Origin of the sequence: Mesorhizobium comanense (genome assembly GCF_005503535.1) — a bacterium.
Classification (GTDB): domain Bacteria; phylum Pseudomonadota; class Alphaproteobacteria; order Rhizobiales; family Rhizobiaceae; genus Mesorhizobium; species Mesorhizobium comanense.
This window is the reverse complement of the sequence record NZ_SCNN01000012.1, coordinates 188,400-213,509: the sequence shown is the minus strand read 5'-3', so window position 1 is coordinate 213,509 and position 25,110 is coordinate 188,400. Positions and strand designations below refer to the sequence as shown.

Below are 25,110 nucleotides of genomic sequence, written 5' to 3'. Positions count from 1 at the left end.
GTCGGCTGCTATAAATGGAACGTTCCAATAAATCAAGAACCTTTAAGATTCCGGCACGATTTCCAGGAAATTGCTGCGCCGCGGCGCGGCAGCTCTTTAAGGTCATGGGTTGTAGCCCAAGCTCATCAATTTTCCGAATCTTGAAAAAATCCCGATTGACTCTCTATTGGAGCAATGATTAGAACGTTCCAATAATTCTGTGCAGAAAAATCGGGAGGAGGCATCTGGATGGCCAGCCGGGCCAAGGCGACGATCTTCGACATCGCCCGCGAGGCCGGCGTGTCCAAATCGACAGTGTCGCTCGTGCTCCAGGGCAGCGGGCTGATCCGGCCTGAGACCGCGGTCAAGGTGCGCAAGGCGATCGAGGATGTCGGCTACGTCTACAACCGCGGCGCCGCCAATTTGCGCAAGGCCCATTCCAATGTCATCGGCATGGTCATCAACGACCTCACCAATCCGTTCTTCGCCGAACTGGCGGTCGGCATGGAGCGTGTCTTCCAGTCGGCCGGAATCGTGCCCTTCATCGCCAACACGGCGGAGAACCCGGTACGCCAGGAAGAGGTTCTGAAATCGCTTATGGAACAGGGCGTCGCCGGCCTCATCGTCTCGCCCGCGCGCGGCACAACGCCGGCCGCGTTCCGACGGCTGGAAATGGCGGGCGTGCCGATCGTATTCGCCATGCGCCGCCTGCCGGAAAGCCGTATCCCGGTGATTACGCCGGACAATCACCGGGGCGCCTACCTCGCCACCGCTCACCTCATCGGCAAAGGGCACCGCCAGCTTGCCTTTTTCGGCGGGTCGTCGGATTTGGTGGTTTATCAGGAGCGCCTGGGCGGATTTCGCGAAGCCTGTGAGACACTGGGCATCGCCGCCCGCGATGCGCTCGTCGTCGAAGGCGAAACCAGCCGCAGGGGCGGCATCGCCTGCCTGGAAACGGCGCTTGCAATGGCCGAGCCGCCGACCGCGGCGCTGTGCTTCAACGATGCCGTCGCCTTCGGCGTCATGCTGGCGCTGCGCAAGCGCGGACTTGAACCCGGTCCGGACTTCGCCGTCGTCGGCTTCGACGACGTGGTCGAGGCCGAACACTACATGCCGGCGCTGACCAGCGTCGCGGTCGACACGCCTGGCCTCGGCGAACGCGCCGCGCATGTCATGCTCAAGATGATCCAGTCGCGCACCACGCGTGCCGAAGACCATATCGGAGCGGTCAATCTCGTTGTCCGGGAAAGCTGCGGTCCGGATCGCCGGGCGCTGAACAGGCAACCGGGAAAGGGAGGCCCGCTATGAGCATCCGGTGGGGATTGATCGGCGCCAGCACGATCGCCAGGCAGTTCATGATCGGCGCCATCCGCGCGCAGCCGAACGGCGAGATCGCGGCGGTGATGAGTTCCAGTGCCGAGCGCGCGACGGCCTATGCGGGGGAAAACGGCATTCCGCTGGCCGTCGGCGATCTCAACGCCCTGCTCGGTTCGGACATCGACGCGGTCTACATCTCGACCACCAACGAACTCCACCTCGAACAGGCGCTTGCCGCCATCAAGGCGGGAAAGCACGTGCTTTGCGAGAAGCCGCTGGCGCTGACCAGCGCCGATGCGCGCGCAATGGTGGCCGCCGCCGGCGACGCCGGCATCGTGCTCGGCACCAATCATCACCTGCGCAACGCCGGCGCGCATCGCGCCATGCGAGACGCGGTCGCCGCCGGCCGCATCGGCAAGCCGATCGCCGCGCGCGTCTTTCATTCCGTTTTCCTGCCCGAGAACCTGCAGGGCTGGCGCATAACCAAGCCCGAGGCGGGGGGCGGCGTGGTGCTCGACATCACAGTGCATGATGCCGATACGCTGCGCTTCGTGCTGGGCGACGATCCGGCCGAGGTCTCCTGCTTCACGCAGTCGGCGGGCATGGCCGGCGGCGGCCTTGAGGATGGCGCCATGTGCGTCTGGCGCTTCGAGTCGGGCCTCATCGCCCAATCGCATGAAGGCTTCACGACCAAATTCGCCGGCACCGGTTTCGAAGTGCACGGCTCCGAAGGCTCTCTGATCGCCACCAATGTGATGACGCAGAAGCCGGACGGCTCGGTGTTGTTGCGCACCACCCAGGGCGAGGAGCAGCTGAGCTTCGACCGCGAGGACCTCTATGTCAGGTCGGTGCGCCGGTTCCATGCCGCGATCCGCCGCGAAGGGCAGCCATCGGCGTCGGGCGAGGACGGCATCTGGTCGCTCGCATGCGCCGAAGCGGCACTCCAATCGGCGGCCTCCGGAAAGGCCGTCAAGATCGACCCGAAACTCGGGAGCAGGAATTGAGCAAGGTCGTTTCAGCGGCGCGGGCAGCCAGCCTGTTCAAGGACGGCATGGTCGTCTCCGTATCCTCGTCCAGCGGCCTTGGCTGCCCGGATGCCGTGCTCGCCGCGATCGGCGAGCGCTTCGATGCGGAAGGCCATCCGAAGGACATCACGACGCTCCACCCGATCGCCGCCGGCGACATGTACGGCATCAAGGGCATCGACCATCTGGCAAAGCCCGGCCTGCTGAAACGCACCCTGTGCGGCTCCTATCCGTCGGGCCCCTCCTCCGCCGAGCCGCCGCAGATATGGAAGATGATCGGCGACAATTCGGTCGCCGCCTACAACGTGCCGTCCGGCATCCTGTTCGACATGCACCGCGAGGCCGCCGCCAAGCGGCCTGGTGTGCTGACCAAGGTCGGCCTCGACACCTTCGCCGACCCGCGTCATCAGGGCTGCGCCATGAACACCGCGGCCAGCGAGCCGATCGTTTCGGTCCAGCAGTTCGACGGCGAGGAATGGCTCTATTTCCGCGCGATCGTACCGCAGGTCGCGATCATCCGCGCCACCACAGCGGACGAGCGCGGCAACCTGACCTATGAGCATGAAGGCGCCTATCTCGGCGGCCTCGAACAGGCGCTCGCCGCCCGCAACAATGGCGGCATCGTCATCGCGCAGGTCAAGCGCGTCGTCGAGAACGGCACGCTGAAGCCGCATGACGTGCGCGTGCCCGGCGTGCTCATCGACCACATCGTCGTCGCGCCCGACCAGTTGCAGACGACGCTGACGCCTTACGATCCGGCGATTTCGGGCGAGATCTTCCGGCCGCTGTCGACCTTCCGGACCCCGGAAATGAACATCCAGAAGGTGATCGCCCGCCGCGTCGCCATGGAACTGCGTGACGGCATGGCCGTCAACATCGGCTTCGGCATCTCGGCCAATGTGCCGCGCATCCTTCTGGAGGAAGGCCAGCACGGCAAGGTCACCTGGGTCATCGAGCAGGGCGCAGTCGGCGGCGTACCCTTGCTCGACTTCAAATTCGGCTGCGCCTCCAACGCCGAAGCCATCATGCCCTCGCCGCACCAGTTCATCTATTTCCAGGCCGGCGGCTTCGATGCCTCGCTGCTGTCCTTCCTTCAGATCGACCGCAACGGCTCGGTCAACGTCTCCCGGCTTTCGGCGCGCCCGCATGTCACCGCCGGCGCCGGCGGCTTCGTCGACATCACCTCGCGGGCGAAGAAGATCGTTTTCTCGGGCTTCTTCAACGCGGGTGCGAAGCTGTCGCTTGCCAATGGCGGCATGCGCATCGACCAGGAGGGCAAGGTCAAGAAGATCGTCGCGGAAGTCGAGCACATCTCCTTCTCCGGCAAGCGCGCCGTCGCTCAAGGCCAGGACATCACCTATGTCACCGAGCGTTGCGTCATGAAACTGACCCCCGAAGGCCTCGTCGTCACGGAACTGGCGCCGGGCATCGACCTGCAGCGCGATGTGCTGGCGCAGTCGGAAATCCCGCTGGGCGTCGCCAAGGATCTCAAGACGACCCCGGAAGCGCTCTATCGCGACCAGTTGATCGGCCTGTCGCTGAATGGCGGCGCTTCGCTCGGAGGCGAGCATGGCTGAGCGGCTCGTCACCTTCGAACGGGACGGCGCCATCGGCGTTGTCACACTGCGCCGGCCGGAGAAATTCAACGCGCTCGACATCCCGATGCTGCACGCGCTGGAGGCGGCGCTGGACGAGGCGGAACTCGCCGAAGGCGTGCGCGTCGTCCTCATCCGCGGCGAAGGCAAGGGCTTTTGTGCCGGCGGCGATGTCGAGGCCTGGGGCGCCATGAGTGCCGCCGATTTCCAGGTGCAATGGGTTCGCTACGGCCACCGCGTCTTCGACCGGCTGGCGCGCCTGCGGCAGCCCACCATCGCCGTGCTGTCCGGCCACGCCTTGGGCGGTGGGCTGGAGCTGGCCGTGGCCTGCGACTTCCGCGTCGCCGAGACCCAGGTCAAGCTCGGCTTCCCCGAGACCTCGATCGGCGTCGTACCCGGCTGGTCGGGCACGCAACGCGCGGTGCGCCGCTTCGGCGCCCAGACCGCGCGGCGCATGGCGCTGGGAGGCGAGATTTTCCTGGCGGCGGACGCACTGGCCCTTGGCGTCGTCGATCGCGTCGTCGAGACCGGCAAGGCGTTGGACGAAGCGAAGGCCTGGGCGGTAAAAATCGCCGAGCGCGGCCCGCTCGCGACCGAAGCCACCAAGCTGATGATCGCCGTCGCCGAAGGCGAGGAAAGCGCTGCGGCCACGGAGGCACTGGCCAGCGGGTTCATTGCGCTGACCGGCGATCTCAAGGCTGGCGTCGGTGCCTTCAAGGCCAAGCAGAAGCCAGCATTTTCAAGATCATAGAGAAAAGTGACGCCCATGAACGCCCCCCTCAACATTTCCATGCCGGCCGAGGCGTCGGCGGCGCCGAAGACCTACAAGCTGCTGATAGACGGCAAGCATGCCGATGCCCGCGACGGCCGCCTGCTTGAGCGCAAGAGCCCCGGCCACGGCTTCACCGTCTCGCGCTACGCACAGGCCGGCGCGGCGGAAGTGGAAGCCGCCGTGCAGGCTGCGCACAAGGCATTCGAGACCGGACCATGGCCGCGCATGAAGGCCGCCGAGCGCGCCGCGATCCTCCTCAAGGCGGCCGACCTCATCGAGACCCGGCTCGAGGAGATCGCAAGGCTCGATACCCTGGAATCGGGCAAGCCGATCGCCCAGGCGCGCGGCGAGATCGGCGGTGCCGTCGACATCTGGCGTTACGCCGCCTCACTTGCCCGCACGCTGCATGGCGAAAGCTACGCCAATCTCGGCGATGCCATGCTGGGCGTCGTGCTGCGCGAGCCGATCGGCGTCGTCTCGATCATCACGCCGTGGAATTTCCCATTCCTGATCGTCAGCCAGAAACTGCCCTTCGCGCTCGCCGCCGGCTGCACCACCGTGGTCAAGCCGAGCGAGATGACCTCGGCCTCGACATTCGTGCTCGGCGACATCCTGCTCGACGCGGGCCTGCCGGCCGGCGTCGTCAACATCCTGGCCGGCCTCGGCAATGACGTCGGCGCGCCGATGGTGAGCCATCCCCTGGTCGAGATGGTGTCCTTCACCGGCTCGACACGCGTCGGCAAGATGACGATGGCCGCCGCTTCCGGCACGCTGAAGAAGGTCTCGATGGAGCTCGGCGGCAAGAACGGCCAGATCGTCTTTCCCGACGCCGACCTCGAAGCCGCCGCCGACGCGGCGGTGTTCGGCGGCTTCTTCAACGCCGGCGAATGCTGCAATGCCGGCAGCCGGCTGATCGTGCACGAGGCGATCGCCGATGACTTCCTGGCTGCCGTCAGGGCGCTTGCTTCGAGGGTAACGGTCGGCGATCCGCTTGATGATCGCACCAAGGTCGGTGCCATGATCTCGGCCGACCACATGGAAAAAGTAGCCGGCTATGTTTCGGCGGCAAAAACCGATGGCGGCAACGTTTTCAGCGGTGGCGCGCGGATCCCTTCGAATGCCGGCCAGTATCTCGATCCCACGATCATTCGTAACGTTACAGAGGACATGGCGATCGCGCGCGAGGAAGTATTCGGACCGGTGCTTTCGGTGCTGACTTTTGAAACGATTGAAAAGGCGTTGCACATCGCCAACAACACGCCCTATGGTCTGTCGGCGGGAGTGTGGAGCGCCAATATCGACACCTGCATGTCGGTGGCGCGGGGCGTGCGTTCGGGGACGGTCTGGGTGAACACGTTCATGGAAGGTTATCCGGAGCTGCCTTTCGGCGGCTACAAGCAATCCGGCCTTGGACGCGAACTCGGCAAACGCGCCGTCGAGGATTATACCGAGGAAAAGACAATCCAGTTTCATCGCGGCCAGCGCACCGGATGGTGGGTCGGCTGAGTTGGGAGACCCCGGCGGACATCCGCCGGTTATGTGACTGCAACAAGGGAGGTACTACATGTTGCGCAAACTGCTTATCGGAACGGCTCTCGCATCGGGCCTTGCTTTCGCGGCCCATGCCGAGGACGTCAAGGAAGTGCAGATGCTGCATTGGTGGACGTCGGGCGGCGAAGCGGCTGCCCTCAACGTGCTCAAGCAGGATCTCGCCAAGGAAGGCTACGCCTGGAAGGACGTGCCCGTTGCCGGCGGCGGCGGCGACGCCGCCATGACCGCGCTGAAGGCGATGGTCGCGGCCGGCAACTACCCGACTGCTTCGCAGATGCTCGGCTACACCGTGCTCGACTATGCCGCCGCCGGCGTCATGGGCGACCTGACCGAGACCGCCAAGAAGGAAGGCTGGGACAAGTCGGTTCCGGCGGCCCTGCAGAAGTTCTCGGTCTATGACGGCAAGTGGGTCGCCGCTCCGGTCAACGTCCACTCGGTCAACTGGCTGTGGATCAACAAGGCGGTGATGGACAAGATCGGCGGCACCGAGCCGAAGACCTTCGACGACTTCGTCGCCCTGCTCGACAAGGCCAAGGCTGCCGGCGTCGTTCCGCTGGCTCTCGGCGGTCAGAACTGGCAGGAAGCCACCATGTTCGACTCCGTCGTGCTGTCGACCGGCGGGCCGGAATTCTACAAGAAGGCGATGAACGACCTCGACGACGCCTCGCTCAAGTCCGACACGATGAAGAAGTCGTTCGACAATTTGGCCAAGCTCGTCACCTATGTCGACCCGAACTTCTCGGGCCGCGACTGGAACCTCGCCACCGCCATGGTCATCAAGGGCGATGCGCTGGTGCAGGTCATGGGTGACTGGGCCAAGGGCGAGTTCCATGCCGCCAACAAGACGCCGGGCACCGACTTCCTCTGCTATCGCTTCCCCGGCACCGACGGTTCGGTGATCTACAACTCCGACATGTTCGGCATGTTCAACGTTCCGGACGACCGCAAGGCCGCCCAGGTCGCTCTGGCTACCGCCACCCTGTCGAAGAGCTTCCAGTCGGCCTTCAACGTGGTGAAGGGCTCGGTTCCGGCCCGTACCGACGTGCCTGACACCGACTTCGACGCTTGCGGCAAGAAGGGCATCGCCGACCTGAAGAAGGCCAATGAGGGCGGCACGCTGTTCGGCTCGCTGGCCCAGGGCTATGGCGCGCCTCCGGCGGTCGCCAATGCCTACAAGGACGTCGTCTCCAAGTTCGTCCACGGTCAGATCAAGACCTCGGACGAAGCCGTGACCGAACTGGTCAAGGCCATCGACGACGCCAAGTAAGCACTACGCCTGAGAAAACCTTCCCCGCCCCGGCGGGGAAGGTTCCCCGGCCGCACGCCGACGGGAGGAGCCCGATGAGCACAGTTGCCACAAGCCAGATCAAGCTGACGCCGGAGGATACGCGGCCACGCGCCACGATGCGCTCGCGGCTGCAGGATGCCTTGCCCAAGATCGTGCTGGCGCCAAGCTTCGCCATCACCATCGTCTTCGTCTATGGCTTCATCCTGTGGACGATCTATCTGTCCTTCACCAACTCCAAGACCTTTCCGTCCTACGCCATAACTGGCGGACGCGCCTATCAGCGGCTGTGGAACTGGACCTTCGACACCGACCCGCCATCGAGCTGGTACACGTCGATCACCAACATGGGTATTTTCGGCTTCCTCTACATCGCCATCTGCCTGGCGCTCGGCCTGTTCCTGGCCATCCTGCTCGACCAGAAGATCCGCGGCGAAGGCGTGCTGCGGCCGATCTACCTCTACCCGATGGCGCTCTCCTTCATCGTCACCGGCGTCGCCTGGAAGTGGTTCCTCGACCCCGGTCTCGGCCTCGAACAGACCCTGCACCAGTGGGGCTGGACGAGCTTCCATTTCGATTGGATCAAGAACAAGGATTTCGTCATCTACACGGTGGTCATCGCCGGTGTCTGGCAGGCCTCGGGCTTCATCATGGCGATGTTCCTGGCCGGCCTGCGCGGCATCGACGGCGAGATCATGAAGGCGGCGCAGATCGATGGCGCCACCACCTTCCAGCTCTACCGCCGCATCGTCATTCCGCTCTTGCGGCCGATCTTCCTGTCGGCCTTCATCGTGCTCGCGCACCTTGCCATCAAGTCCTATGACCTTGTCGTGGCGCTGACGTCAGGCGGCCCCGGCGGCTCGGCCTGGCTGCCTTCGAATTTCATGTATGAATACACGTTCAAGCGCAACGAAATGGCCGTGGGCTCTGCAAGCGCGGTGATCATGCTGATGACCATCGTCGCCATCATCGTGCCCTATCTCTATTCGGAACTGCGGGAGAAGCCGCGATGAGCGCTGTCACCACGCCCGCCCACCCCGCTCCTTCCCGCGACTCCGGCGGCATCAACGTCAAGCTCGTCAACCGCATCGTCATCTACGGGCTTCTGGCGCTGTTTGCGCTGTTCTACCTGATGCCGCTGTTCGTCATGCTGGTGACCTCGTTTAAGACCATGGACGAGATCCAGAACGGCAACATGCTTTCGTTGCCCAAGGCGCCGACCTTCGAGCCCTGGCTGAAGGCCTGGGGCCAGACCTGCGTCGGCCTCACCTGCGCCGGCATCAAGGGTTATTTCTGGAACTCCATCAAGATGGTGGTCCCGGCGGTCATCATCTCGACGCTGCTCGGCGCGCTCAACGGCTATGTGCTGACCAAATGGCGCTTTCGCGGACACACGCTGGTGTTCGGACTGATGCTGTTCGCCTGCTTCATCCCGTTCCAGTCGGTGCTGTTGCCGATGGCGACGATCCTGGGAAGCCTGGGCCGCTTCGGTGTCACGTTGCAGAACTCGGTCGGCACCAGCTTCGGCCTTGGCAACCCGACGGTCAATCTGGTGTTCGTGCACGTCGTCTACGGCATCGGCTTCACCACGCTGTTCTTCCGCAACTACTACGAGGCCTTCCCGACCGAACTGGTGAAGGCAGCGCAGGTCGACGGCGCTTCCTTCTTCCAGATCTTCCGGCGCATCATGCTGCCGAACTCGATGCCGATCTTCGTCGTCACCGTCATCTACCAGTTCACCAACATCTGGAACGACTTCCTGTTCGCCTCGGCTTACGCCGGCACCGGCGACGCCATGCCGATGACGGTGGCGCTCAACAACGTCGTCAACACCTCGACCGGCGTCGTCGAATACAACGTCAACATGGCGGCGGCGATGATCGCCGCGCTTCCCACCCTTCTCGTTTACGTTCTCGCCGGCCGCTACTTCGTGCGTGGCCTGATGGCGGGCGCGGTCAAAGGATAAACCGATGGCTTTTCTTGAAATTGACGGTCTGAGGAAGCGCTTCGGCCAGGTCGAGATCCTCAAGGGGATCAATCTCGAACTGGAGAAAGGCGGCTTCCTGGTTCTGGTCGGCCCCTCCGGCTGCGGCAAGTCCACGCTGCTCAACACCATTGCCGGACTGGAGACGATCACCTCGGGCGAGATCCGCATCGACGGCCGCGCCGTCAATGACCTCCACCCCTCCAAGCGCGACATCGCCATGGTGTTCCAGAGCTACGCGCTCTACCCGAACATGACCGTGGCCGGAAACATCTCTTTCGGCATGGAAATGCGTGGCGTGCCGGCCGACGAACGTCAGAAGGCGATCGACAAGGTGGCCAAGGTGCTGCAGATCGGCCATCTCTTGAACCGCAAGCCGAGCCAGCTCTCGGGCGGCCAGCGCCAGCGCGTCGCCATGGGCCGGGCACTGGTGCGTGATCCCAAGCTGTTCCTGTTCGACGAGCCGCTGTCGAACCTCGACGCCAAGCTGCGCGTCGACATGCGCATCGAGATCAAGCGCCTGCACGCCACGACGGGCACGACCATCGTCTATGTCACCCACGACCAGATCGAGGCGATGACGCTGGCGACCAAGATCGCGGTCATGCGCGACGGCGAGGTCCAGCAGTTCGGCACGCCGGCCGAAATCTACAACAACCCCGCCAATGTCTTCGTCGCCGATTTCATGGGCTCGCCGGCGATGAACCTGATCCCGGCAACGATCGGCGGCAATGGCGGCGATCTGGCCGTCGTGCTCGACCGCGAAGCCCGCCAGCCGATCTCGTTGCCGATGGCCAACGCCCCTGCCGGCCTGTCGGCGTTCAAGGGCAAGCCGGTCATCTTCGGCGTCCGCCCGGAAGCGCTGACCGATCCCGAGGGAGCCGAACGCAACGCCTCGCACATCGCCACTGCCGATTGCCATATCGAGGTCGTGGAGCCGGCCGGTTCGGATACGTTCGCCGTCACCAATCTCGGCGGCAAGGGCGTGGTGGCGCGGCTGCGCGCCGACGCCAACATTCAGCCGGGCACCAACACGCCGCTGGCCTTCAACCTGACCAAGGCGGTGTTTTTCGACCCGGCGACCGAGAACCGTATTCTCTAAAGCAATTTCAGGGAAAGCATGGAACGGTTTTCCGCCAGAAATTGAGTTGAAACAAGGAGATGGAGCGGATCACCGTTTCGGTGAAACGATGACCCGTTATAGCCATGGCAAATCCGGATATCGTCATCATCGGCTCCGGCATCGGCGGCGCCACGATCGCCTCCGGCCTGGCCGGCAGCGGCGCCTCCGTGCTGATGCTGGAGCGCGGCGAGCCGCTGCCGGCAACGCCGCATGCGCGAGACACGCGCGCCATTTTCGTCGACGGGCATTACCGGCCGAAGGAGATGTGGCGCGAGGCGGGCGGCCCCTCGTTCAACCCCGGCAATTACTACTATGTCGGCGGCAATTCCAAATTCTTCGGTGCGGTGCTGATCCGCTACCGCAAGGAGGACTTCTCCGCCATGGAACACTTTGGCGGCGTTTCTCCCGCATGGCCGTTTTCCTATGAGGAGTTCGAGCCCTGGTATTCGAAGGCCGAGCAGCTGTTTCGCGTGCGCGGCACGCTGGGCGAGGATCCGACCGAGCCTTTTCACTCGATCCCCTATACCTACAAGCCGGTTCCCGACGAAGCGCCGATCGCGCGCGCCCGGGCCGAGCTCAAGGGGCTCGGCCTGCATCCGGCCTCGCTGCCGCTCGGCGTCGACATCGAAACCTGGCTGAAGGACGGCAGGACCGGCTGGGACGCCTTTCCCAACACAGGCCAGGGCAAGATGGACGCCCAGACCGCGCCGTTGGCGGAAGCCCTCAAGGACGGGAACATACGGCTCGAGACCGGCGCCTATGTCGAATATCTCGAGACGGCACCGGACGGTGAAACGATCTCCGCCGTCCATTATCGCCAGAAGGGCGAACTCAGGAAAGTCATGCCGAAGCTGGTGATCCTGTCGGCTGGCGCGGTCAATTCGGCGGTCATCCTGCTGCGCTCCCCCTCGCCTGCCAACGGCAGGGGCGGCAAGGGCTTGGCCAACCGCTCCGACCAGGTCGGCCGCAACTTCATGAACCACAATTCGAGCGCCATGCTGGCCATCGATCCGCGCCGGCGTAACGACAGCGTCTACCAGAAGACACTGATGCTCAACGACTACTATTTGTCTGATGGCAAGGGCGGCAAACCTCTGGGGAACGTGCAGCTTCTCGGCAAGATCGACGGCAACATGCTGAAGGCAAATGTGAAGACGGTGCCGAAATTCGCGCTCGACTACATGGCCCGCCACGCCGTCGACTGGTACCTGATGTGCGAGGACCTGCCCGACCCCGAAAGCCGCATCATGGTCGACGGCAAGGATATCGTCATGCAGTGGCGCCGTTCCAACATGCAGTCGCTGGAAGGCCTGACCAAGGTGATGCGCGAGAACCTGCGTGCCTGCGGCTACCCCATCGTGCTGTCACGCCCCTTCGACAAGCGCACGCCATCTCATCAGTGCGGCACGGTGCGGATGGGCAACGACCAGGCAACCGCGCCGCTCGACCCATTTTGCCGCGCCTGGGATCACCGCAACCTGTTCGTCGTCGACGGCGGTTTCCTGCCGACATCGGCGGCGGTGAATCCCGCGCTGTCGATCGCGGCACAGGCGTTGCGGGTCGCCGACCATATACGCAAGATGGAGCTTGCCGCATGAGAGGTCTGCGCCGCCCCTCATCCGCCTGCCGGCACCTTCTCCCCGTAAACGGGGAGAAGAGAGATGGCCGCAACACCGGCGCCCATTTTGCAACGCTGGCAATTGGCGAAAGCCGCAGCGACAGCACACTTCTCCCCGTCACTATACGGGGAGAAGTGCCCGGCAGGGCGATGAGGTGCGGCGCTGACCTATGCAAGGCTAGCCTCCAATGACCCGCCCCGCGGCAATCGTCACCGGCGGCGCGCGCGGCATCGGGCTTGCTTGCGCCGAGGCGCTGGCCGATGTCGGCTTCGACATTCTTGTCGCCGACTTGGCCGAAGCGCCGGTCGATGGGCTGTCGGCAAACATCACCACGCGCGGTGCGAAATTCGCCTATGTCAGTTGCGACATTGCGGATCTCGGAGGCCACGCAGCCCTTGTTGAAGCCGCGACACGCGCCTTCGGCCGCATCGACTGCCTGGTCAACAATGCCGGCGTCGGCGCCGTCGTGCGCGGCGACCTGCTGGAGTTGCGCCCTGACAATTTCGACCGTGCCATCGGCATCAATCTGCGCGGCACCGTTTTCCTCAGCCAGGCCGTCGCCAAGGCGATGCTGCGTCAGCCCGAGGGGCATATCAGGTCGATCATCACCATTACCTCGGTGAGCGCCGAAATGGCCTCGCCGGAACGTTCGGAATACTGCATGTCGAAGGCCGGGCTTTCCATGTGGGTGAAGAACCTGGCGCTGCGGCTCGCTTCCGAAGGTATCGGCGTGTTCGAACTGCGGCCGGGCATCATCCGCACCGACATGACCGCGGGCGTGACGGCAAAATACGATGCCTTGATCGACAACGGGCTGGTGCCGGCCAAGCGCTGGGGCGAGGCTTCCGACATCGGCGCCGCGGTGGCGACGCTTGCCACCGGAAAGCTCGGTTTCTCGACCGGCTCGATCATCAATGTCGACGGCGCGCTCTCGGTGCCGCGGCTGTGAATGGATGAGACAATGACCGACTATATCATCGTGGGCGCCGGTCCGGCCGGCTGTGTTCTGGCCAACCGGCTGAGCGAGGATCCGTCCAATTCGGTTTTGCTCCTGGAAGCGGGCGGCAAGGACTGGCATCCCTATATCCACATGCCGGCGGGCTTCGCCAAGATGACCAAAGGCATCGCCTCCTGGGGCTGGTCGACCGTGCCGCAGAGACACATGAACGACCGCGTCTTCTGGTACACCCAGGCCAAGGTGGTCGGCGGCGGCTCCTCCATCAACGCCCAGATCTACACACGCGGCAATGCCCGCGACTATGACGCCTGGGAGAAGGAGGAAGGTCTTGCAGGTTGGGGCTATCGCGACGTGCTGCCCTATTTCAAGCGCGCCGAGAACAACCAGCGCTACGCCAACGATTTCCATGGCGACCAGGGTCCGCTCGGCGTTTCGAACCCGATTTCGCCGCTGCCGATCTGCGAAGCCTATTTCCGCGCCGGCCAGGAGATGGGCATTCCCTTCAACCCGGATTTCAACGGCGCCGCGCAGGAAGGCGTCGGCTACTACCAGCTGACCCAGAAGGACGCCCGGCGTTCTTCCGCCTCGGTCGCCTATCTCAAGCCGATCCGCGCCCGGGGGAATCTCACCGTCGGAACCGACGTGCTGGTCACCCGCATCGTCGTCGAAAAAGGCCGCGCCATCGGCGTCGAAATCGTCGACAAGCCCGGCGGACAGAAGACGGTGCTGCGCGCCGACCGTGAAGTCATTGTGTCGTCCGGAGCGATCGGCTCACCCAAGCTTTTGATGCAGTCCGGCATTGGCCCAGCCGATCACCTGAAATCGGTCGGCGTCACCCCGGTGCACGACCTGCCCGGCGTCGGATCCAACATGCAGGACCATCTCGACCTCTTCGTCATCGCCGAATGCACCGGCGACCACACCTATGACAACTACGCCAAACTGCACCGCACCGCCTGGGCCGGCCTGCAATATCTGCTGCTGAAGAAGGGGCCTGTGGCCTCCAGCCTCTTCGAGACCGGCGGCTTCTGGTACGCCGACCCGACGGCCGCCTCGCCCGATATCCAGTTCCATCTTGGCCTCGGCTCCGGCATCGAGGCCGGCGTCGAGAAGCTGAAAAATCCCGGCGTCACCTTGAATTCCGCTTTCCTGCGCCCGCGATCACGCGGCACCGTTCGCCTGAAAAGCGCCGATCCGGCCGACCACCCGCTGATCGACCCGAACTACTGGTCCGACCCTTATGACCGCGCCATGTCGCTGACAGGATTGCGCCTTGCCCGCGAGATCATGCGACAGAAGGCGCTTGCCCCTTACGTTCTGCGCGAAGTTCTGCCGGGCCCCTCGCTCGCCAGCGACGACGAGCTGATCGACTATGCCTGCCGGACCTCGAAGACCGATCATCATCCCGTCGGCACCTGCCGCATGGGTCATGACGAGATGGCGGTGGTCTCTCCGGACCTCAGGCTGCGCGGCATCGAGGGTTTGCGCGTGTGCGACGCTTCGGTCATGCCGCGTGTCCCGTCTTCCAACACCAATGCGCCGACCATCATGGTGGGCGAAAAGGGCGCCGACCTCATTCTCGGCCGCGACCCGCTGCCGCCGGCGGTGTTTTCTGGAAATCGGGCCGCCTAAAGCAATTTCAGGAAAAGCGTGAGCGGTTTTCCGTCTGGAAATTGCGCAAAACAAGCAGGAGCAACGGATGATCAGGCACTGTGTCTTCGTCAAATTCCGCAACGATGTCGGCGTTGGCGAACGAAAGGCTATCCATGCCGACCTGGAAGCGCTGCGGCAGGTGGTGGACGGCATGGACGCCGTCCATTTCAGCGCCAATGCCAGCCCCGAACCCTTCGCGCGCGGCTTCAGCGATGGCTTTACCATCGATTTCCGCGATGCGGCCACGCGCGATGCCTATCTGGCGCACGAGGCGCACCAGCGTGCCGGCGCGCGGCTGGTCGCCGCTCTCGAGGGCGGCACCGACGGACTGATGGTCTTCGACCTCGATATTACGAAAAAGTGACCGCCGGCCTTTCGAAGGCCGGCCGATCGCTGTTCTCTTTTGTCAGCAGAGCGACATATCGTTCCTTTGGGGGAACCAAAGGAGGACGCCTTGAATCTCACTGCCGAGCAGAAGAAAACCGTGCTGGCCTCATTTCTGGGCTGGACACTCGATGCTTTTGATTTCTTCCTTCTGACATTTCTGCTCACTGATATTGCGGCCGAGTTCCATACCGAGGTTCCCGCGGTATCGAAGGCATTGTTCCTGACCTTGGCGACCCGCTTCATCGGCGCGTTCTTCTTTGGCATGCTTGCCGACAAATACGGGCGCAAGCCGATCCTGATGCTCAACATCGTCAGCTATTCGGTGATCGGCGCCCTGGCCGCCTTCTCGCCCAATCTGGGCATCTTCCTGGCGCTGCGTGCCTTGTTCGGCATCGCCATGGGCGGCGAATGGGGGCTCGGCTCCTCGCTCGCCATGGAATCCATCCCGCCCCAGGCACGCGGCATGGTCTCGGGCATCCTGCAATGCGGCTATCCCGCCGGCTACCTGCTGGCGGCCGTGGTTTATGGCCTGCTCTACCAGCAGACCATCGGCGGCTACACGGTCGGCTGGCGCGCCATGTTCCTGCTCTCCTTCGTGCCGGCCCTGATCGTGCTCTTCATCCGCTCGCATGTTCCGGAATCGCCCGCCTTCGTCGAAGCGCAGAAATCCGTCAAACCGGGACTGCTGGAAACGCTGCAGAAGCACTGGGGCGTTGCGCTCTATGCGGTGGTGCTGATGATGTTCTTCAACTTCTTCAGCCACGGCACGCAGGATCTCTATCCGACCTTCCTGAAGAAGCAGCACGGCTTCGATCCGCATACGGTGAGCTGGATCACCATCGTCGCCAATCTCGGCGCCATCGTCGGCGGCCTGGCCTTCGGCGCGCTGTCGGAGAAGATCGGCCGCGTCAACGCCATCACGCTTGCCTGCATTATCGCCCTGCCGGCGATCCCGCTCTGGGCATACAGCTCGACGCCTTTCATGCTCGCCATCGGCGCCTTCGTCATGCAGGTCGCGGTGCAGGGAGCCTGGGGCGTCATCCCCGTGCACCTCAACGAGCTTTCGCCAGGCGCCGTGCGCGCGACCCTGCCCGGCTTCATCTACCAGGCCGGCAATCTGGCGGCGTCCTATGGCGGACCCTATCAAGCGGGCATCGCGGAGGCGCCCGGCGGCAGCTATGGCTACGCGCTGGCGCTTTTCGCCGGGGTGGTCGCGGTCTGCATCATCGTCGTCATCCGCTTCAGCCCGGAACGGCGTGGCCAGGTGATGACGGTATTGGGTTGAGAGGTCAGCCCAACCGCAGGGCAATCACTCCGGCAACGATGCTGAGCGCGGCCGCGCCGCGCCAGCCCGTCATCTTCTCGCCGAGCGCATAGACCGAGATCATCATCGCGAACAGGATCGAGGTCTCGCGCAGCGAGGCGACCGAGGCGATCGGCGCCTTGGTCATCGCCCACATCACGATCCAGTAGGCCGCGCCGCTGAGCACGCCGGTGAACAGCCCGGTCTTCCAGTCGCGCGCCAGAACGGGCAGCGCCTTGGGCCCGCGGAAGATGAGGCACAGCACCAAGGCCCCCAGGGCGTCGCAGACGAACAGCCAGGCGGCATAGCTTTGCGCGGTGGCCGCCAGCCGCGCGCCGCTGCCATCCGAAAGCGTGTAACTGGCGATGAAGACCGAGGTGCCGAAGGCAAAGCCGACCGCACGCAGGTTCAGTTTCTCCAGATGCGCGCCGCCGCGAAACGACATCACCAGCGTGCCGGCCGACAGAAGCAGGATGCCGACAATGGCAAGCGGCGCGGGCACTTCGGAAACCACGAACATGCCGCCGATCGCGGCAAGCAAGGGCGCCGTGCCACGCGCCAGCGGATAGGTCTGGGCAAAGTCCCCGGCCTGATAGGCGCCGATCAGGAAGGTGCGGTAGCCCATGTGGAAAATGACGGAGGCGATGATGTAGGGCCAGACTTCCGCCTTCGGCACCTCTACGAATGGCAGCGCGAACAAAGCGGCAAATCCCATGCCCAGCGTCATCAGCGTGATCGACAGGAAGCGGTCGAGATGAACCTTGACCAGCGCGTTCCAGATCGCGTGCATGGCAGCAGCGGCAAGCACCGCGAAGAAGACGAAAAGCGTCATTTCAGGCCTATCGACCTCCCGCGCCAAGGGGCGTTTCGAGATCGATGTCGACGCGCACCGGGAAGTGATCGGACGCCACTTCGCCTATGTCTGAACGGACCGAGCGCACCCGCCCGGCAAACATGCCGCCGATGAAGCAATGGTCGAGCCGGCGTTTTGCCAGCCTGCCGTGGATGATCTTCTCATGCGTGTGGAAATCGTCCGCCGGTTCGCTGGCCATGGCGGCGGCATCGACGAAACCGTCGAGATAGGCGGCACCGCGATGATAGGGCGTGTTGCCGACGATGCGGCGGTATTCGGCGCTGCCCGGTTCCATGTTGAAATCGCCCATCCAGATCGCCGCCAGCGGATTTTCCGGCTCGGCTTCGCCGCTTGTCCAGTTGCGCGAAGGTTCGTCGTCGATGCCGCTCCAGGGACCGCCGTCGCAAGGCGCCCGGCGATGTTCGGCCAGCAGGTAGTCGATCTGCTCCAGCCGCTCTTCGGCCGCGATATGGGCGAGATGCAGCGACAAGATCCGCACCGGGCCTGCCGGCGTGCGGATCATGCATTCCAGCGCCGCGTTGCGCGTGTTGAGCGGCCGCAAGGTGCGGCGCATCGGCAGCGCATGCAGCCGCGACCAGACGATCGGCAGCTTCGACAGCACCATCGTGCCGAACTGACGGCGGCGGTTGACGACCCGCCCGTCGCGGCGTTCGCTGGCATCCATGTCGAATGCCGGCCCGTAGACCCAGTGATAGTCCGGCAGCAGGCCGGAGAGGATCTCGGGCTGATCGTCGAAATTGCTGCGCTGCCAGTGCCGCTCGACCTCCTGCAGCGCAATGATGTCGGCGCCCGCGACGATGCGCGCGGCGCGCGAAAGATCGTATCGGCCGTCGCCGCCGAACCCGTACTGGATGTTGTAGCTGACCAGCTTCATTGATTAATCGGCTCAATTTCGGTGAAGGCAGTAACGGTTCGGCGGATTGGTTGCAATGTGCAGGGAACCCGACGCGGCTTATGCCAGAGGCCCCTGCATCTGCGCCGGCATTCATGCACCGATTCCGCTGCGTTGCGGTATCCTCCCCGCGCCGGAAAACGGCGCGAGGAATCTCACCAAGGGCAGCGGCCCAAATCCGGCGGCTTGCCGGCCCTAGTAGGTGGTCAATGGCTGGAACCGGCCCGCCGGCGACGCTGCCAGTTCCGACCAGTCGATCTCTTCCTCCAGCCGATGATAGGCCTCGTCCCCGATCGTGCCGTTGCGGCGCAATTCCTCGAGCGTGTCGCGCTGGCGGTTGATCGCGTAGAGCCGCAGCCGGTCGTATTCGGTCGCCGCCTGCGCATCCTCAGGATTCTCCGCGATGAGGCGCTGGGCCTCGTATTGCTCGCGCACCACTGCGGCCGCCGCCGATGTCTTGCGGCTCAGGACGTCGAGCGCGGCCTGCATGACGGCGACCCGAGCCTGGGCCACCTCGCGGTCGACCGTCGTGTCGGGCTCGAAATTGAGGATCCGCAGCAGCGGCTTCAGGGTCATGCCTTGCAGCACGAGCGTTCCAAGGACCACGGCGAAGGCGGCGAGCACGATCGGATCGCGGCCGGGAAAGCCGGCAGGCAGGGCAATCGCCACCACCAGCGTCACCAGCCCGCGCATGCCGCACCAGCCGACCAGCACGGCGCCACGGAATGTGGGAGCATCGACCAGGCGGCCCTGCTCGTCCGGGCGGGCGAACCATCGCATGATCGCTACGTAACCGCCCACCCAGACGAGGCGCGCCACGATGACGAGAACGAGCACCGTCGCGGCGAAGAGAAAGGCCTCGCCTTGCCCATCGCCGGAGAGCCGGCTGACGATCGAGCGTGCCTGCAGGCCCATCAGCACGAAAGCCAGCACGTTGAGCACGAAGACGGCCGATTCCCAGACCGAATAGGTGCTGACGCGCCGCCGCGCCGACATGCGCCGCGGCGCCCTGCGTGCAATTGTGATGGCATAGACGACGATGGTGATGATGGCTGAAAGACCCAGTTTGTCGGCGGTGATCCAGACGGCGAAAGTCCCGGCAAACTGAACCACCGTGCTGCTTGCCGCGTCTTCGATGCGTGTCAGCGTCAGCAGCGACAGTCGGCCGAAAAGATAGCCGGCGACCACGCTGCCGATCGTCGACAGCAGGATAACCGGGATGGCATTGCTCAGCATGATCGAGCCGAGCGCCGCCGAAACCGCCAGCCGGTAGATCAGCAGCGCCGTTGCATCGTTGAGCAGGCTTTCGCCCTGCAGGATGGCGGTAAGGCGATGCGGCACCTTGAACTGGCTCAGCACCGCACTTGCCGCTACGGCGTCCGGCGGGGCGACGATCGCGCCGAGCGCGATCGCCGCCGCGATCGGCAGGCCGGCCATCTTCCAGCCCACGAAGGCAACGACCACGGTGGTGAACACGACGGCGCCAAGCGCCAGCAGCAGCAGCGACAGCCGATAGCGCTTCAGGTCGCGCAGCGACGTGTCATAGGCCGCATCGAGCAGCACCGGCGCTATGAACAGAGCGAGCGCCAGTTCCGGGTCGATCTCGATCGTCGGCGCGCCGGGGACGAAGGCGATCGCGACCCCCGCCAATGCCAGCAGCGACGGATAGGGAATCTCCAGCCGCCGCGACAGCGCCGTCAGCGCGACAGCGGTCAGCAGCAGGACGAGGGTCAGTTCGAAAAGAGCCATGAGCTTCTACATCCGTAGGGACAGGATTGCCAGCGCGGGCTTGCGCGCAGGATGCGGTGGATTAGCCATCAAACTCAAGCCCTCTGGCTACACATCTCTATACGCCTCGCGAGAAGCGGATCGTGTGCGCGGCCAATCACTTGTTGAGAAAATGCACTTTCTCCACTGACCCCCATCTTCCAGAATATCGCAGCCGTCAATCGGCTGAGCTTGAGCGGTGGCACCGTCGTCTGAAAGGCTTCAGGCCGCTTGAATGTATGTGAGTATCGCTGCCAGTTCCTGAGGGATTAGGCGGCACCGCCTAAGGGCCTTCAGCAACCGCGGTGGTGTGATTGTCCTTCCAAATGCTCGCTGCGCAATCGGCAACAAGTCGTGCCCACGATGGTCGATTACCCACTCTGGCACTACAACCGCCGGCCCACGAGTAAAGACAACCATCTTTGAGGTGGCAACGGACAGGTTTACGTCAATCATCTTCATCGCAGCGCAAACTGCATTTGCTATCGCCTGAAGGTCACTTTGGTCTCTGAGCCTTAGCAAATGCTCATCGCCTTGACTGATCGCCAATCCTGACACGGGTGGCGCGATCCCATCCTCTAGAAGCAACGAGAAGACAACGATTGGATCAAGCAGGTAGTTCTCAAAACTATGTCGGCCAAGGACGTGTATTCTCGCAGATCCGTGGTTCGCATAATCTCGGTCAACAATCCCAAAAAACATGCGATCAAGGGGGTCGGCGTTCAACTTCTCCACCCATTTGCCGACAACACTTCGCCCCCCTGCTATCTTCTGAGTGCCTGACCCTATCGAAGCAGGCAAGAACGCAATTGAAGGCGTGAGCGCCAACGCCATGGGATCTTTGCTTGGACCACTATCTGACAGGATATCACGGACAGTCGAATAGAATTCAACGTCAGCCTCATCTTCAACAAAGCAGAACTTCGTGGTTCTGGATACCGTTACGAGGCCCGCCGTAAGGATCGAGATGATGTCGGCACGAGAGGATGCTTCACTTATGGTTGCTCGACCTCTTTCGATCTGGAAAAGAGATCCGTCCGGTGCGAGCGCCACTGTCGAAGGTGAATGCGTCGTCAGGATCACTCGTACTCCGTATCGGCCAACTAAAACTTCTGAGATTACGTCCAGAAATTGTGTCGTCATTGACGGATGAAGATGTGCGTCCGGTTCGTCAAGAAGTAGCAGCTTTGGGAAAACGCCTTCCTTCGACGCGCTGAAAAGCCAAAGCACAAGTTGCAGCAGCACTTTTTCCCCCGACGGTAAGTCAAAGGCTGCGATTTCGTTGGACGTTTCACGATCTCTCAGGCGCAGACGGTAGACGGCAAGTAGGTCCGTCCCTATCGGCGAGATAACCTCGTAAGGGAATCCTGCAACCTTCAAGGATTCGTTGACAACATCCCAAGGCGCTGGACCGATTGGCTTTCCGGCCATATCGTGGTCAGGCGTTCCGCGCTCCAGTGCCTGCAAGAGTTTGTAGCGATGTGCAACAAAAAGGTGAATTAGGCCATCTGTAACATCCAAATCGTCTATTGCATAGTAAAAATCATCCAAAGGGTCAGTAGATTTTGCTGATTCTGGACGCTCATTCCGAACAAATCGAAAATGGTTACGCTTGGCCCGAATGGTACTTGTTATGTCCCCTCTATATTGATGAACATTTAAGCCCATGCTCACCAGATTCTGTCTGACGTTCGTAATTGAAGCAAGTGATGCCTCACTTCTTCCAGAAAACCTACCCTCCGCAGTTATGTATCCGATATCGTGCGCCTCATACGTAGCCCCGACAATCTTCACATCGACCGGCAGAGGGCCTTCAGGCGGAATGGCACCACTAAAATGATAAGCTAGTACTTCAAGAAACTGCGTTTTCCCAGAACCATTTCTTCCCGTGAGAATTGCTAAACCGGGAATATCAAGCCATTGAACCGTCGAGATTGATTTATATCGGCCGTCCCGAGGAGCAATGAATATCGATAGCGGCTGCATGGTTGCTCATCCGAGGCTTTAACCAACTATCGCCTCTTGCATTCTACCAAATAATCGATGGCGAACCCGCAGTCGACCCCACGTTTTAAACACCACCAAACGTTGTTCCAATTTACATGTTTCAATCAGGTTGATCGCCAAAACCCTCGCCGCCCCTTGAAGGACGGTTAACCGTTGATCACACCTGCTGGCGCTGCGCCGAGCCCTGCCTCAATGCAGAACCAGCATATCGCCCGACGAGAACGAAATATCGGCCTTTTCGCCGACGACGGGCGGCGGCGTGGCCGAGTTGTTGAACGTGTCGAGCGACACGGTGTTGCCGCCGATGCCGACGCGTACCCGGATGACCGAGCCGAGGAAATGCACTTCGGCGATTTCACCCGACAGGCTGGTGTCGTGGCCGGGCTGGCGGTCGAGCGAGATCGCCTCCGGCCGCAGCGCCAGCGACAGCGTGTCGCCGGACTTCGACCCGTTGAGCTTGCCCTTGAGCGAGACTTCCTGCGTGTTGACCTGCACCTTGCCCGACGCCGCGTCGGTGACCTTGCCTTCGAGCACGTTGAGCGTGCCGACGAAGTTGGCGACAAACTTGGTCGCCGGCCGGTTGTAGATTTCGAACGGGGTGGCCACCTGCTCGGCCTTGCCGCCATACATGACGGCGATACGGTCGGAGATCGACAGCGCTTCCTCCTGGTCATGCGTGACGAAGATGGTGGTGATGCCGAGCTTCTTCTGGATCGAGCGGATTTCCTCGCGCAACGACACGCGCACCTTGGCGTCCAGCGCCGACAGCGGCTCGTCGAGCAAAAGCAGCTTCGGCTTCGGCGCGATGGCCCGCGCCAGAGCGATGCGCTGCTGCTGGCCGCCCGACAATTGGTAGGGATAGCGGTCGGCCATTTGCGGCAGCTTGATCATCTCGAGCATCTCGGCGACGCGCTTGTCGGCATCGGCCTTGGGCATGCCGGCCACTTTCAGGCCGAAGGCGATATTCTGCGCCACGGTGAGGTTGGGGAACAGCGCGTAGGCCTGGAACACCATGCCGACATTGCGCTGGTTGGGCTTCAGCCGCGTGATGTCCTTGCCGGCGACGACGATCTTTCCCGCCGACGGCTCCTCGAAGCCCGCCACCATGCGCAGCACCGTGGTCTTGCCGCAGCCCGATGGTCCCAGGAACGAGACGAATTCGCCCGGCTCGACGTCGAGACTGAAATCCTGCACCACGGTGTTGGAGCCGTAGGACTTTCTCACATGCTGGATCGACAGGAATGGCTCGGCCATGGCTTTTCTCTCAGCTTAATTCGGGCGGTTCGCGGATTTCGGCGCGAAACGGGACAGGATCTGGATCAGTGACATGCAGCCCCAGGTGATGGCGAAGGCGATGATGGCAAGGGCTGCCGGCTCATAGGCGCGGTTGGCGCCTATGTTCTGCAAATATGGACCGAAGGCCGGGCGGTTGAGCAGGCTGGCCATGGTGAACTCGCCGATGACGATGGCGAAGGTCAGGAAGGCGCCCGACAGAACCGCGATCAGCACGTTGGGAAGGATGACGCGGCCGATGATGGTGCTCCAGCCGGCGCCGAGGATCTGCGCTGCTTCCGTCAGCGTGCGCACATCGATGGTGCGCAGCCCCGTATCGACGGCACGGTACATGTAAGGCAGCGACAGCGTCGCATAGCCGATGACCAGCAAGGCGTTGGCGCCCATATTGCTGCCCAGGAACGGCAATGGCGAGTTCGAACCGTACATTCTGATATAGCCGAAGACGATGACGATCGCCGGAATGACCAGCGGCAGAAGGGTGATGAACTCGACGATCGGCCTGAGCTGCGGCAGGCGCAGCCGGATCCAGTAGGCCGCCGGCACGACGATCAGCACGCCAAGCACGATGGTGAAGATGGCGGCGATCACCGAATACAGGAAGGTCGACTGGAAGCGCGCGTCGCCCAGCACGATCTGGTAGGCGTCGAAAGAGTGGACGCCGCGGCGCATGCGCAGCGAGAACTCAACGGTCGCCATGAGCGGAATGAAGAAGTAGGCCGCGCCGACGATGAAGACGACCCAGGCCCAGAATTTGCCCGACTTCATTTGAGCCACCTCTCGGAGCGAGTCCGGAACCAGATGTAGAAGACGTTGGCCAAACCGGTAATGACGATCATGCCGAAGGCGATGGCATAGCCGAGCTGCGGGTTGTGCAGGACGTCGCCATTGATCTGCGAGTAGAGCTTGATGGGAACGATGTTGAGTGCCGGCCCGGCGAAGGCATAGGCGGTCGCGATGGCGCCGAAGGCATTGGCGAATAGCAGGATGACGGTGCCGAGGAAGCTCGGCCATATCACGGGTATGACCACCATGCGCCAATACTGCGACTGCGTGGCGCCCAGCGTGGCCGCTGCCTCGCCCCATTCCTTCTTCAAGCCGTCTATGGCCGGCACGATGATGACCACCATCAGCGGAATCTGGAAGAACAGGTAGACCGCGATCAGGCCCGACGTGGTCAGGAAGTTGAATCCCATCGCGTAGATGTTGATGTTGAGGACGTCACGCAGCAGCGTGGTGACGATGCCGACGCGGCCGAGTGTGGCCAGGAAGGCGAAAGCCAGCGGCAGGCCCGCGAAATTCGAGGCGACGCCGGAAAAGGTGAGCGTGGCGGAGCGCGTCCAGCCTGGCAGGCCGCCGCGTACGATCGCGATGGCGATGGCGAGACCGGCGAAGGCGCCGATGATGGCCGACCAGAAACTGATCTTGATCGAGACCCAGTAGGAGCTGCTGATCGAAGGATCGCTGACCAGCTGCAGGATATTATCCAGCGTGAATGAGCCGTCGCCACGCTGAAACGCGCCCACGACGAGATAGAGCGTGGGCAGGATCAGGAACATCAGGGCGAAGATGAAGAAAGGCGCCACGCCGATCCATTGCGTCGGCAAACGGAACGCTGTCGCCTCGTTGGGCGGCGCGGGTCTGGTGGCAAGTGCCTGATTTGAAAGCGAGAGATCGGTCATGCGCCGGCTACCGTCTTCGAGGGAAAGCCGGGCGGCCTCGCGGC

At 63.0% G+C, this 25,110-nt stretch carries 21 protein-coding genes; 14 read left to right on the top strand and 7 right to left on the bottom strand.

What is annotated here, in order from left to right:
• Window positions 1-228 precede the first annotated feature (228 nt).
• From FFS37_RS21185 to FFS37_RS21120, 14 genes are all read left to right on the top strand, one after another.
• Window positions 229-1,287, top strand: a complete 1,059-nt coding sequence (locus tag FFS37_RS21185; protein ID WP_137932920.1) for a LacI family DNA-binding transcriptional regulator — start codon at window positions 229-231, stop codon at window positions 1,285-1,287.
• Window positions 1,284-2,300: a Gfo/Idh/MocA family protein gene (locus FFS37_RS21180; RefSeq protein WP_137932919.1), complete on the top strand. Its 1,017-nt coding sequence runs from the start codon at window positions 1,284-1,286 to the stop codon at window positions 2,298-2,300. Before FFS37_RS21185 ends, FFS37_RS21180 begins: the two co-directional genes overlap by 4 nt.
• Window positions 2,297-3,898 carry an acyl CoA:acetate/3-ketoacid CoA transferase gene (locus FFS37_RS21175; protein ID WP_137932918.1) on the top strand — a complete coding sequence of 534 codons (1,602 nt, stop codon included), beginning with the start codon at window positions 2,297-2,299 and terminating at the stop codon, window positions 3,896-3,898. The genes FFS37_RS21180 and FFS37_RS21175 overlap by 4 nt, the downstream gene beginning before the upstream one ends.
• The gene (locus FFS37_RS21170; RefSeq protein WP_137932917.1) at window positions 3,891-4,667 is read left to right on the top strand and encodes an enoyl-CoA hydratase/isomerase family protein; all 777 of its coding nucleotides are present in this window, start codon (window positions 3,891-3,893) and stop codon (window positions 4,665-4,667) included. The genes FFS37_RS21175 and FFS37_RS21170 overlap by 8 nt, the downstream gene beginning before the upstream one ends.
• Window positions 4,668-4,682: 15 nt before the next feature.
• Entirely contained in the window at window positions 4,683-6,194 is a 1,512-nt protein-coding gene (locus tag FFS37_RS21165; protein ID WP_137932916.1) for an aldehyde dehydrogenase family protein, read from the top strand.
• A gap of 58 nt (window positions 6,195-6,252) precedes the next feature.
• Window positions 6,253-7,506 (top strand): ABC transporter substrate-binding protein, encoded by a 1,254-nt coding sequence (locus tag FFS37_RS21160; RefSeq protein ID WP_137932915.1) that lies wholly within the window; start codon window positions 6,253-6,255, stop codon window positions 7,504-7,506.
• Between the two features lie 74 nt (window positions 7,507-7,580).
• Window positions 7,581-8,537: a carbohydrate ABC transporter permease gene (locus FFS37_RS21155; RefSeq protein ID WP_137932914.1), complete on the top strand. Its 957-nt coding sequence runs from the start codon at window positions 7,581-7,583 to the stop codon at window positions 8,535-8,537.
• Complete coding sequence (locus FFS37_RS21150; protein WP_137932913.1) at window positions 8,534-9,490, top strand: carbohydrate ABC transporter permease; 957 nt, start codon at window positions 8,534-8,536, stop codon at window positions 9,488-9,490. Before FFS37_RS21155 ends, FFS37_RS21150 begins: the two co-directional genes overlap by 4 nt.
• A 4-nt stretch (window positions 9,491-9,494) precedes the next feature.
• Complete coding sequence (locus FFS37_RS21145) at window positions 9,495-10,610, top strand: ABC transporter ATP-binding protein (protein ID WP_137932912.1); 1,116 nt, start codon at window positions 9,495-9,497, stop codon at window positions 10,608-10,610.
• Window positions 10,611-10,714: 104 nt separating this feature from the next.
• Window positions 10,715-12,229, top strand: coding sequence for an FAD-dependent oxidoreductase (locus tag FFS37_RS21140; RefSeq protein WP_137932911.1), 1,515 nt, complete (start codon window positions 10,715-10,717; stop codon window positions 12,227-12,229).
• Window positions 12,230-12,437: 208 nt separating this feature from the next.
• Window positions 12,438-13,199: a 3-ketoacyl-ACP reductase gene (locus tag FFS37_RS21135; RefSeq protein WP_137932910.1), complete on the top strand. Its 762-nt coding sequence runs from the start codon at window positions 12,438-12,440 to the stop codon at window positions 13,197-13,199.
• A gap of 12 nt (window positions 13,200-13,211) precedes the next feature.
• Window positions 13,212-14,840 carry a GMC family oxidoreductase gene (locus FFS37_RS21130; RefSeq protein WP_137932909.1) on the top strand — a complete coding sequence of 543 codons (1,629 nt, stop codon included), beginning with the start codon at window positions 13,212-13,214 and terminating at the stop codon, window positions 14,838-14,840.
• 67 nt (window positions 14,841-14,907) lie between these two features.
• Entirely contained in the window at window positions 14,908-15,225 is a 318-nt protein-coding gene (locus FFS37_RS21125; protein ID WP_137932908.1) for a Dabb family protein, read from the top strand.
• A gap of 90 nt (window positions 15,226-15,315) precedes the next feature.
• Window positions 15,316-16,533 (top strand): MFS transporter, encoded by a 1,218-nt coding sequence (locus FFS37_RS21120; protein ID WP_171026354.1) that lies wholly within the window; start codon window positions 15,316-15,318, stop codon window positions 16,531-16,533.
• A 4-nt stretch (window positions 16,534-16,537) separates the two neighbouring features.
• Here the strand turns inward: FFS37_RS21120 and FFS37_RS21115 are convergent, their stop codons facing one another.
• The 7 genes from FFS37_RS21115 to FFS37_RS21085 all read right to left on the bottom strand — a co-directional run bounded on the left by FFS37_RS21115 (window position 16,538) and on the right by FFS37_RS21085 (window position 25,066).
• Window positions 16,538-17,383 carry an EamA family transporter gene (locus FFS37_RS21115; RefSeq protein ID WP_137932906.1) on the bottom strand — a complete coding sequence of 282 codons (846 nt, stop codon included), beginning with the start codon at window positions 17,381-17,383 and terminating at the stop codon, window positions 16,538-16,540.
• A gap of 7 nt (window positions 17,384-17,390) precedes the next feature.
• Entirely contained in the window at window positions 17,391-18,299 is a 909-nt protein-coding gene (locus tag FFS37_RS21110; protein WP_137932905.1) for an endonuclease/exonuclease/phosphatase family protein, read from the bottom strand.
• 213 nt (window positions 18,300-18,512) lie between these two features.
• Window positions 18,513-20,066: a cation:proton antiporter gene (locus FFS37_RS21105; protein WP_137932904.1), complete on the bottom strand. Its 1,554-nt coding sequence runs from the start codon at window positions 20,064-20,066 to the stop codon at window positions 18,513-18,515.
• 240 nt (window positions 20,067-20,306) lie between these two features.
• On the bottom strand, window positions 20,307-22,070 hold the full coding sequence (locus tag FFS37_RS21100) for an AAA family ATPase (protein ID WP_137932903.1): 1,764 nt from the start codon (window positions 22,068-22,070) through the stop codon (window positions 20,307-20,309).
• A gap of 210 nt (window positions 22,071-22,280) precedes the next feature.
• Entirely contained in the window at window positions 22,281-23,345 is a 1,065-nt protein-coding gene (locus FFS37_RS21095; RefSeq protein WP_137932902.1) for an ABC transporter ATP-binding protein, read from the bottom strand.
• Between the two features lie 15 nt (window positions 23,346-23,360).
• Window positions 23,361-24,152 (bottom strand): ABC transporter permease, encoded by a 792-nt coding sequence (locus tag FFS37_RS21090; protein ID WP_137932901.1) that lies wholly within the window; start codon window positions 24,150-24,152, stop codon window positions 23,361-23,363.
• Window positions 24,149-25,066 (bottom strand): ABC transporter permease, encoded by a 918-nt coding sequence (locus FFS37_RS21085; protein ID WP_137932900.1) that lies wholly within the window; start codon window positions 25,064-25,066, stop codon window positions 24,149-24,151. The genes FFS37_RS21090 and FFS37_RS21085 overlap by 4 nt, the downstream gene beginning before the upstream one ends.
• Window positions 25,067-25,110 lie beyond the last annotated feature (44 nt).

Coding starts and splice junctions, on each gene's coding strand:
- FFS37_RS21105 (WP_137932904.1), bottom strand. CDS start 20,066: ATGGCTCTTTTCGAACTGACCCTCGTCCTGCTGCTGACCGCTGTCGCG.
- FFS37_RS21090 (WP_137932901.1), bottom strand. CDS start 24,152: ATGAAGTCGGGCAAATTCTGGGCCTGGGTCGTCTTCATCGTCGGCGCG.
- FFS37_RS21125 (WP_137932908.1), top strand. CDS start 14,908: ATGATCAGGCACTGTGTCTTCGTCAAATTCCGCAACGATGTCGGCGTT.
- FFS37_RS21095 (WP_137932902.1), bottom strand. CDS start 23,345: ATGGCCGAGCCATTCCTGTCGATCCAGCATGTGAGAAAGTCCTACGGC.
- FFS37_RS21140 (WP_137932911.1), top strand. CDS start 10,715: ATGGCAAATCCGGATATCGTCATCATCGGCTCCGGCATCGGCGGCGCC.
- FFS37_RS21165 (WP_137932916.1), top strand. CDS start 4,683: ATGAACGCCCCCCTCAACATTTCCATGCCGGCCGAGGCGTCGGCGGCG.
- FFS37_RS21130 (WP_137932909.1), top strand. CDS start 13,212: ATGACCGACTATATCATCGTGGGCGCCGGTCCGGCCGGCTGTGTTCTG.
- FFS37_RS21155 (WP_137932914.1), top strand. CDS start 7,581: ATGAGCACAGTTGCCACAAGCCAGATCAAGCTGACGCCGGAGGATACG.
- FFS37_RS21160 (WP_137932915.1), top strand. CDS start 6,253: ATGTTGCGCAAACTGCTTATCGGAACGGCTCTCGCATCGGGCCTTGCT.
- FFS37_RS21085 (WP_137932900.1), bottom strand. CDS start 25,066: ATGACCGATCTCTCGCTTTCAAATCAGGCACTTGCCACCAGACCCGCG.
- FFS37_RS21100 (WP_137932903.1), bottom strand. CDS start 22,070: ATGCAGCCGCTATCGATATTCATTGCTCCTCGGGACGGCCGATATAAA.
- FFS37_RS21150 (WP_137932913.1), top strand. CDS start 8,534: ATGAGCGCTGTCACCACGCCCGCCCACCCCGCTCCTTCCCGCGACTCC.
- FFS37_RS21185 (WP_137932920.1), top strand. CDS start 229: ATGGCCAGCCGGGCCAAGGCGACGATCTTCGACATCGCCCGCGAGGCC.
- FFS37_RS21180 (WP_137932919.1), top strand. CDS start 1,284: ATGAGCATCCGGTGGGGATTGATCGGCGCCAGCACGATCGCCAGGCAG.
- FFS37_RS21170 (WP_137932917.1), top strand. CDS start 3,891: ATGGCTGAGCGGCTCGTCACCTTCGAACGGGACGGCGCCATCGGCGTT.
- FFS37_RS21135 (WP_137932910.1), top strand. CDS start 12,438: ATGACCCGCCCCGCGGCAATCGTCACCGGCGGCGCGCGCGGCATCGGG.
- FFS37_RS21115 (WP_137932906.1), bottom strand. CDS start 17,383: ATGACGCTTTTCGTCTTCTTCGCGGTGCTTGCCGCTGCTGCCATGCAC.
- FFS37_RS21110 (WP_137932905.1), bottom strand. CDS start 18,299: ATGAAGCTGGTCAGCTACAACATCCAGTACGGGTTCGGCGGCGACGGC.
- FFS37_RS21145 (WP_137932912.1), top strand. CDS start 9,495: ATGGCTTTTCTTGAAATTGACGGTCTGAGGAAGCGCTTCGGCCAGGTC.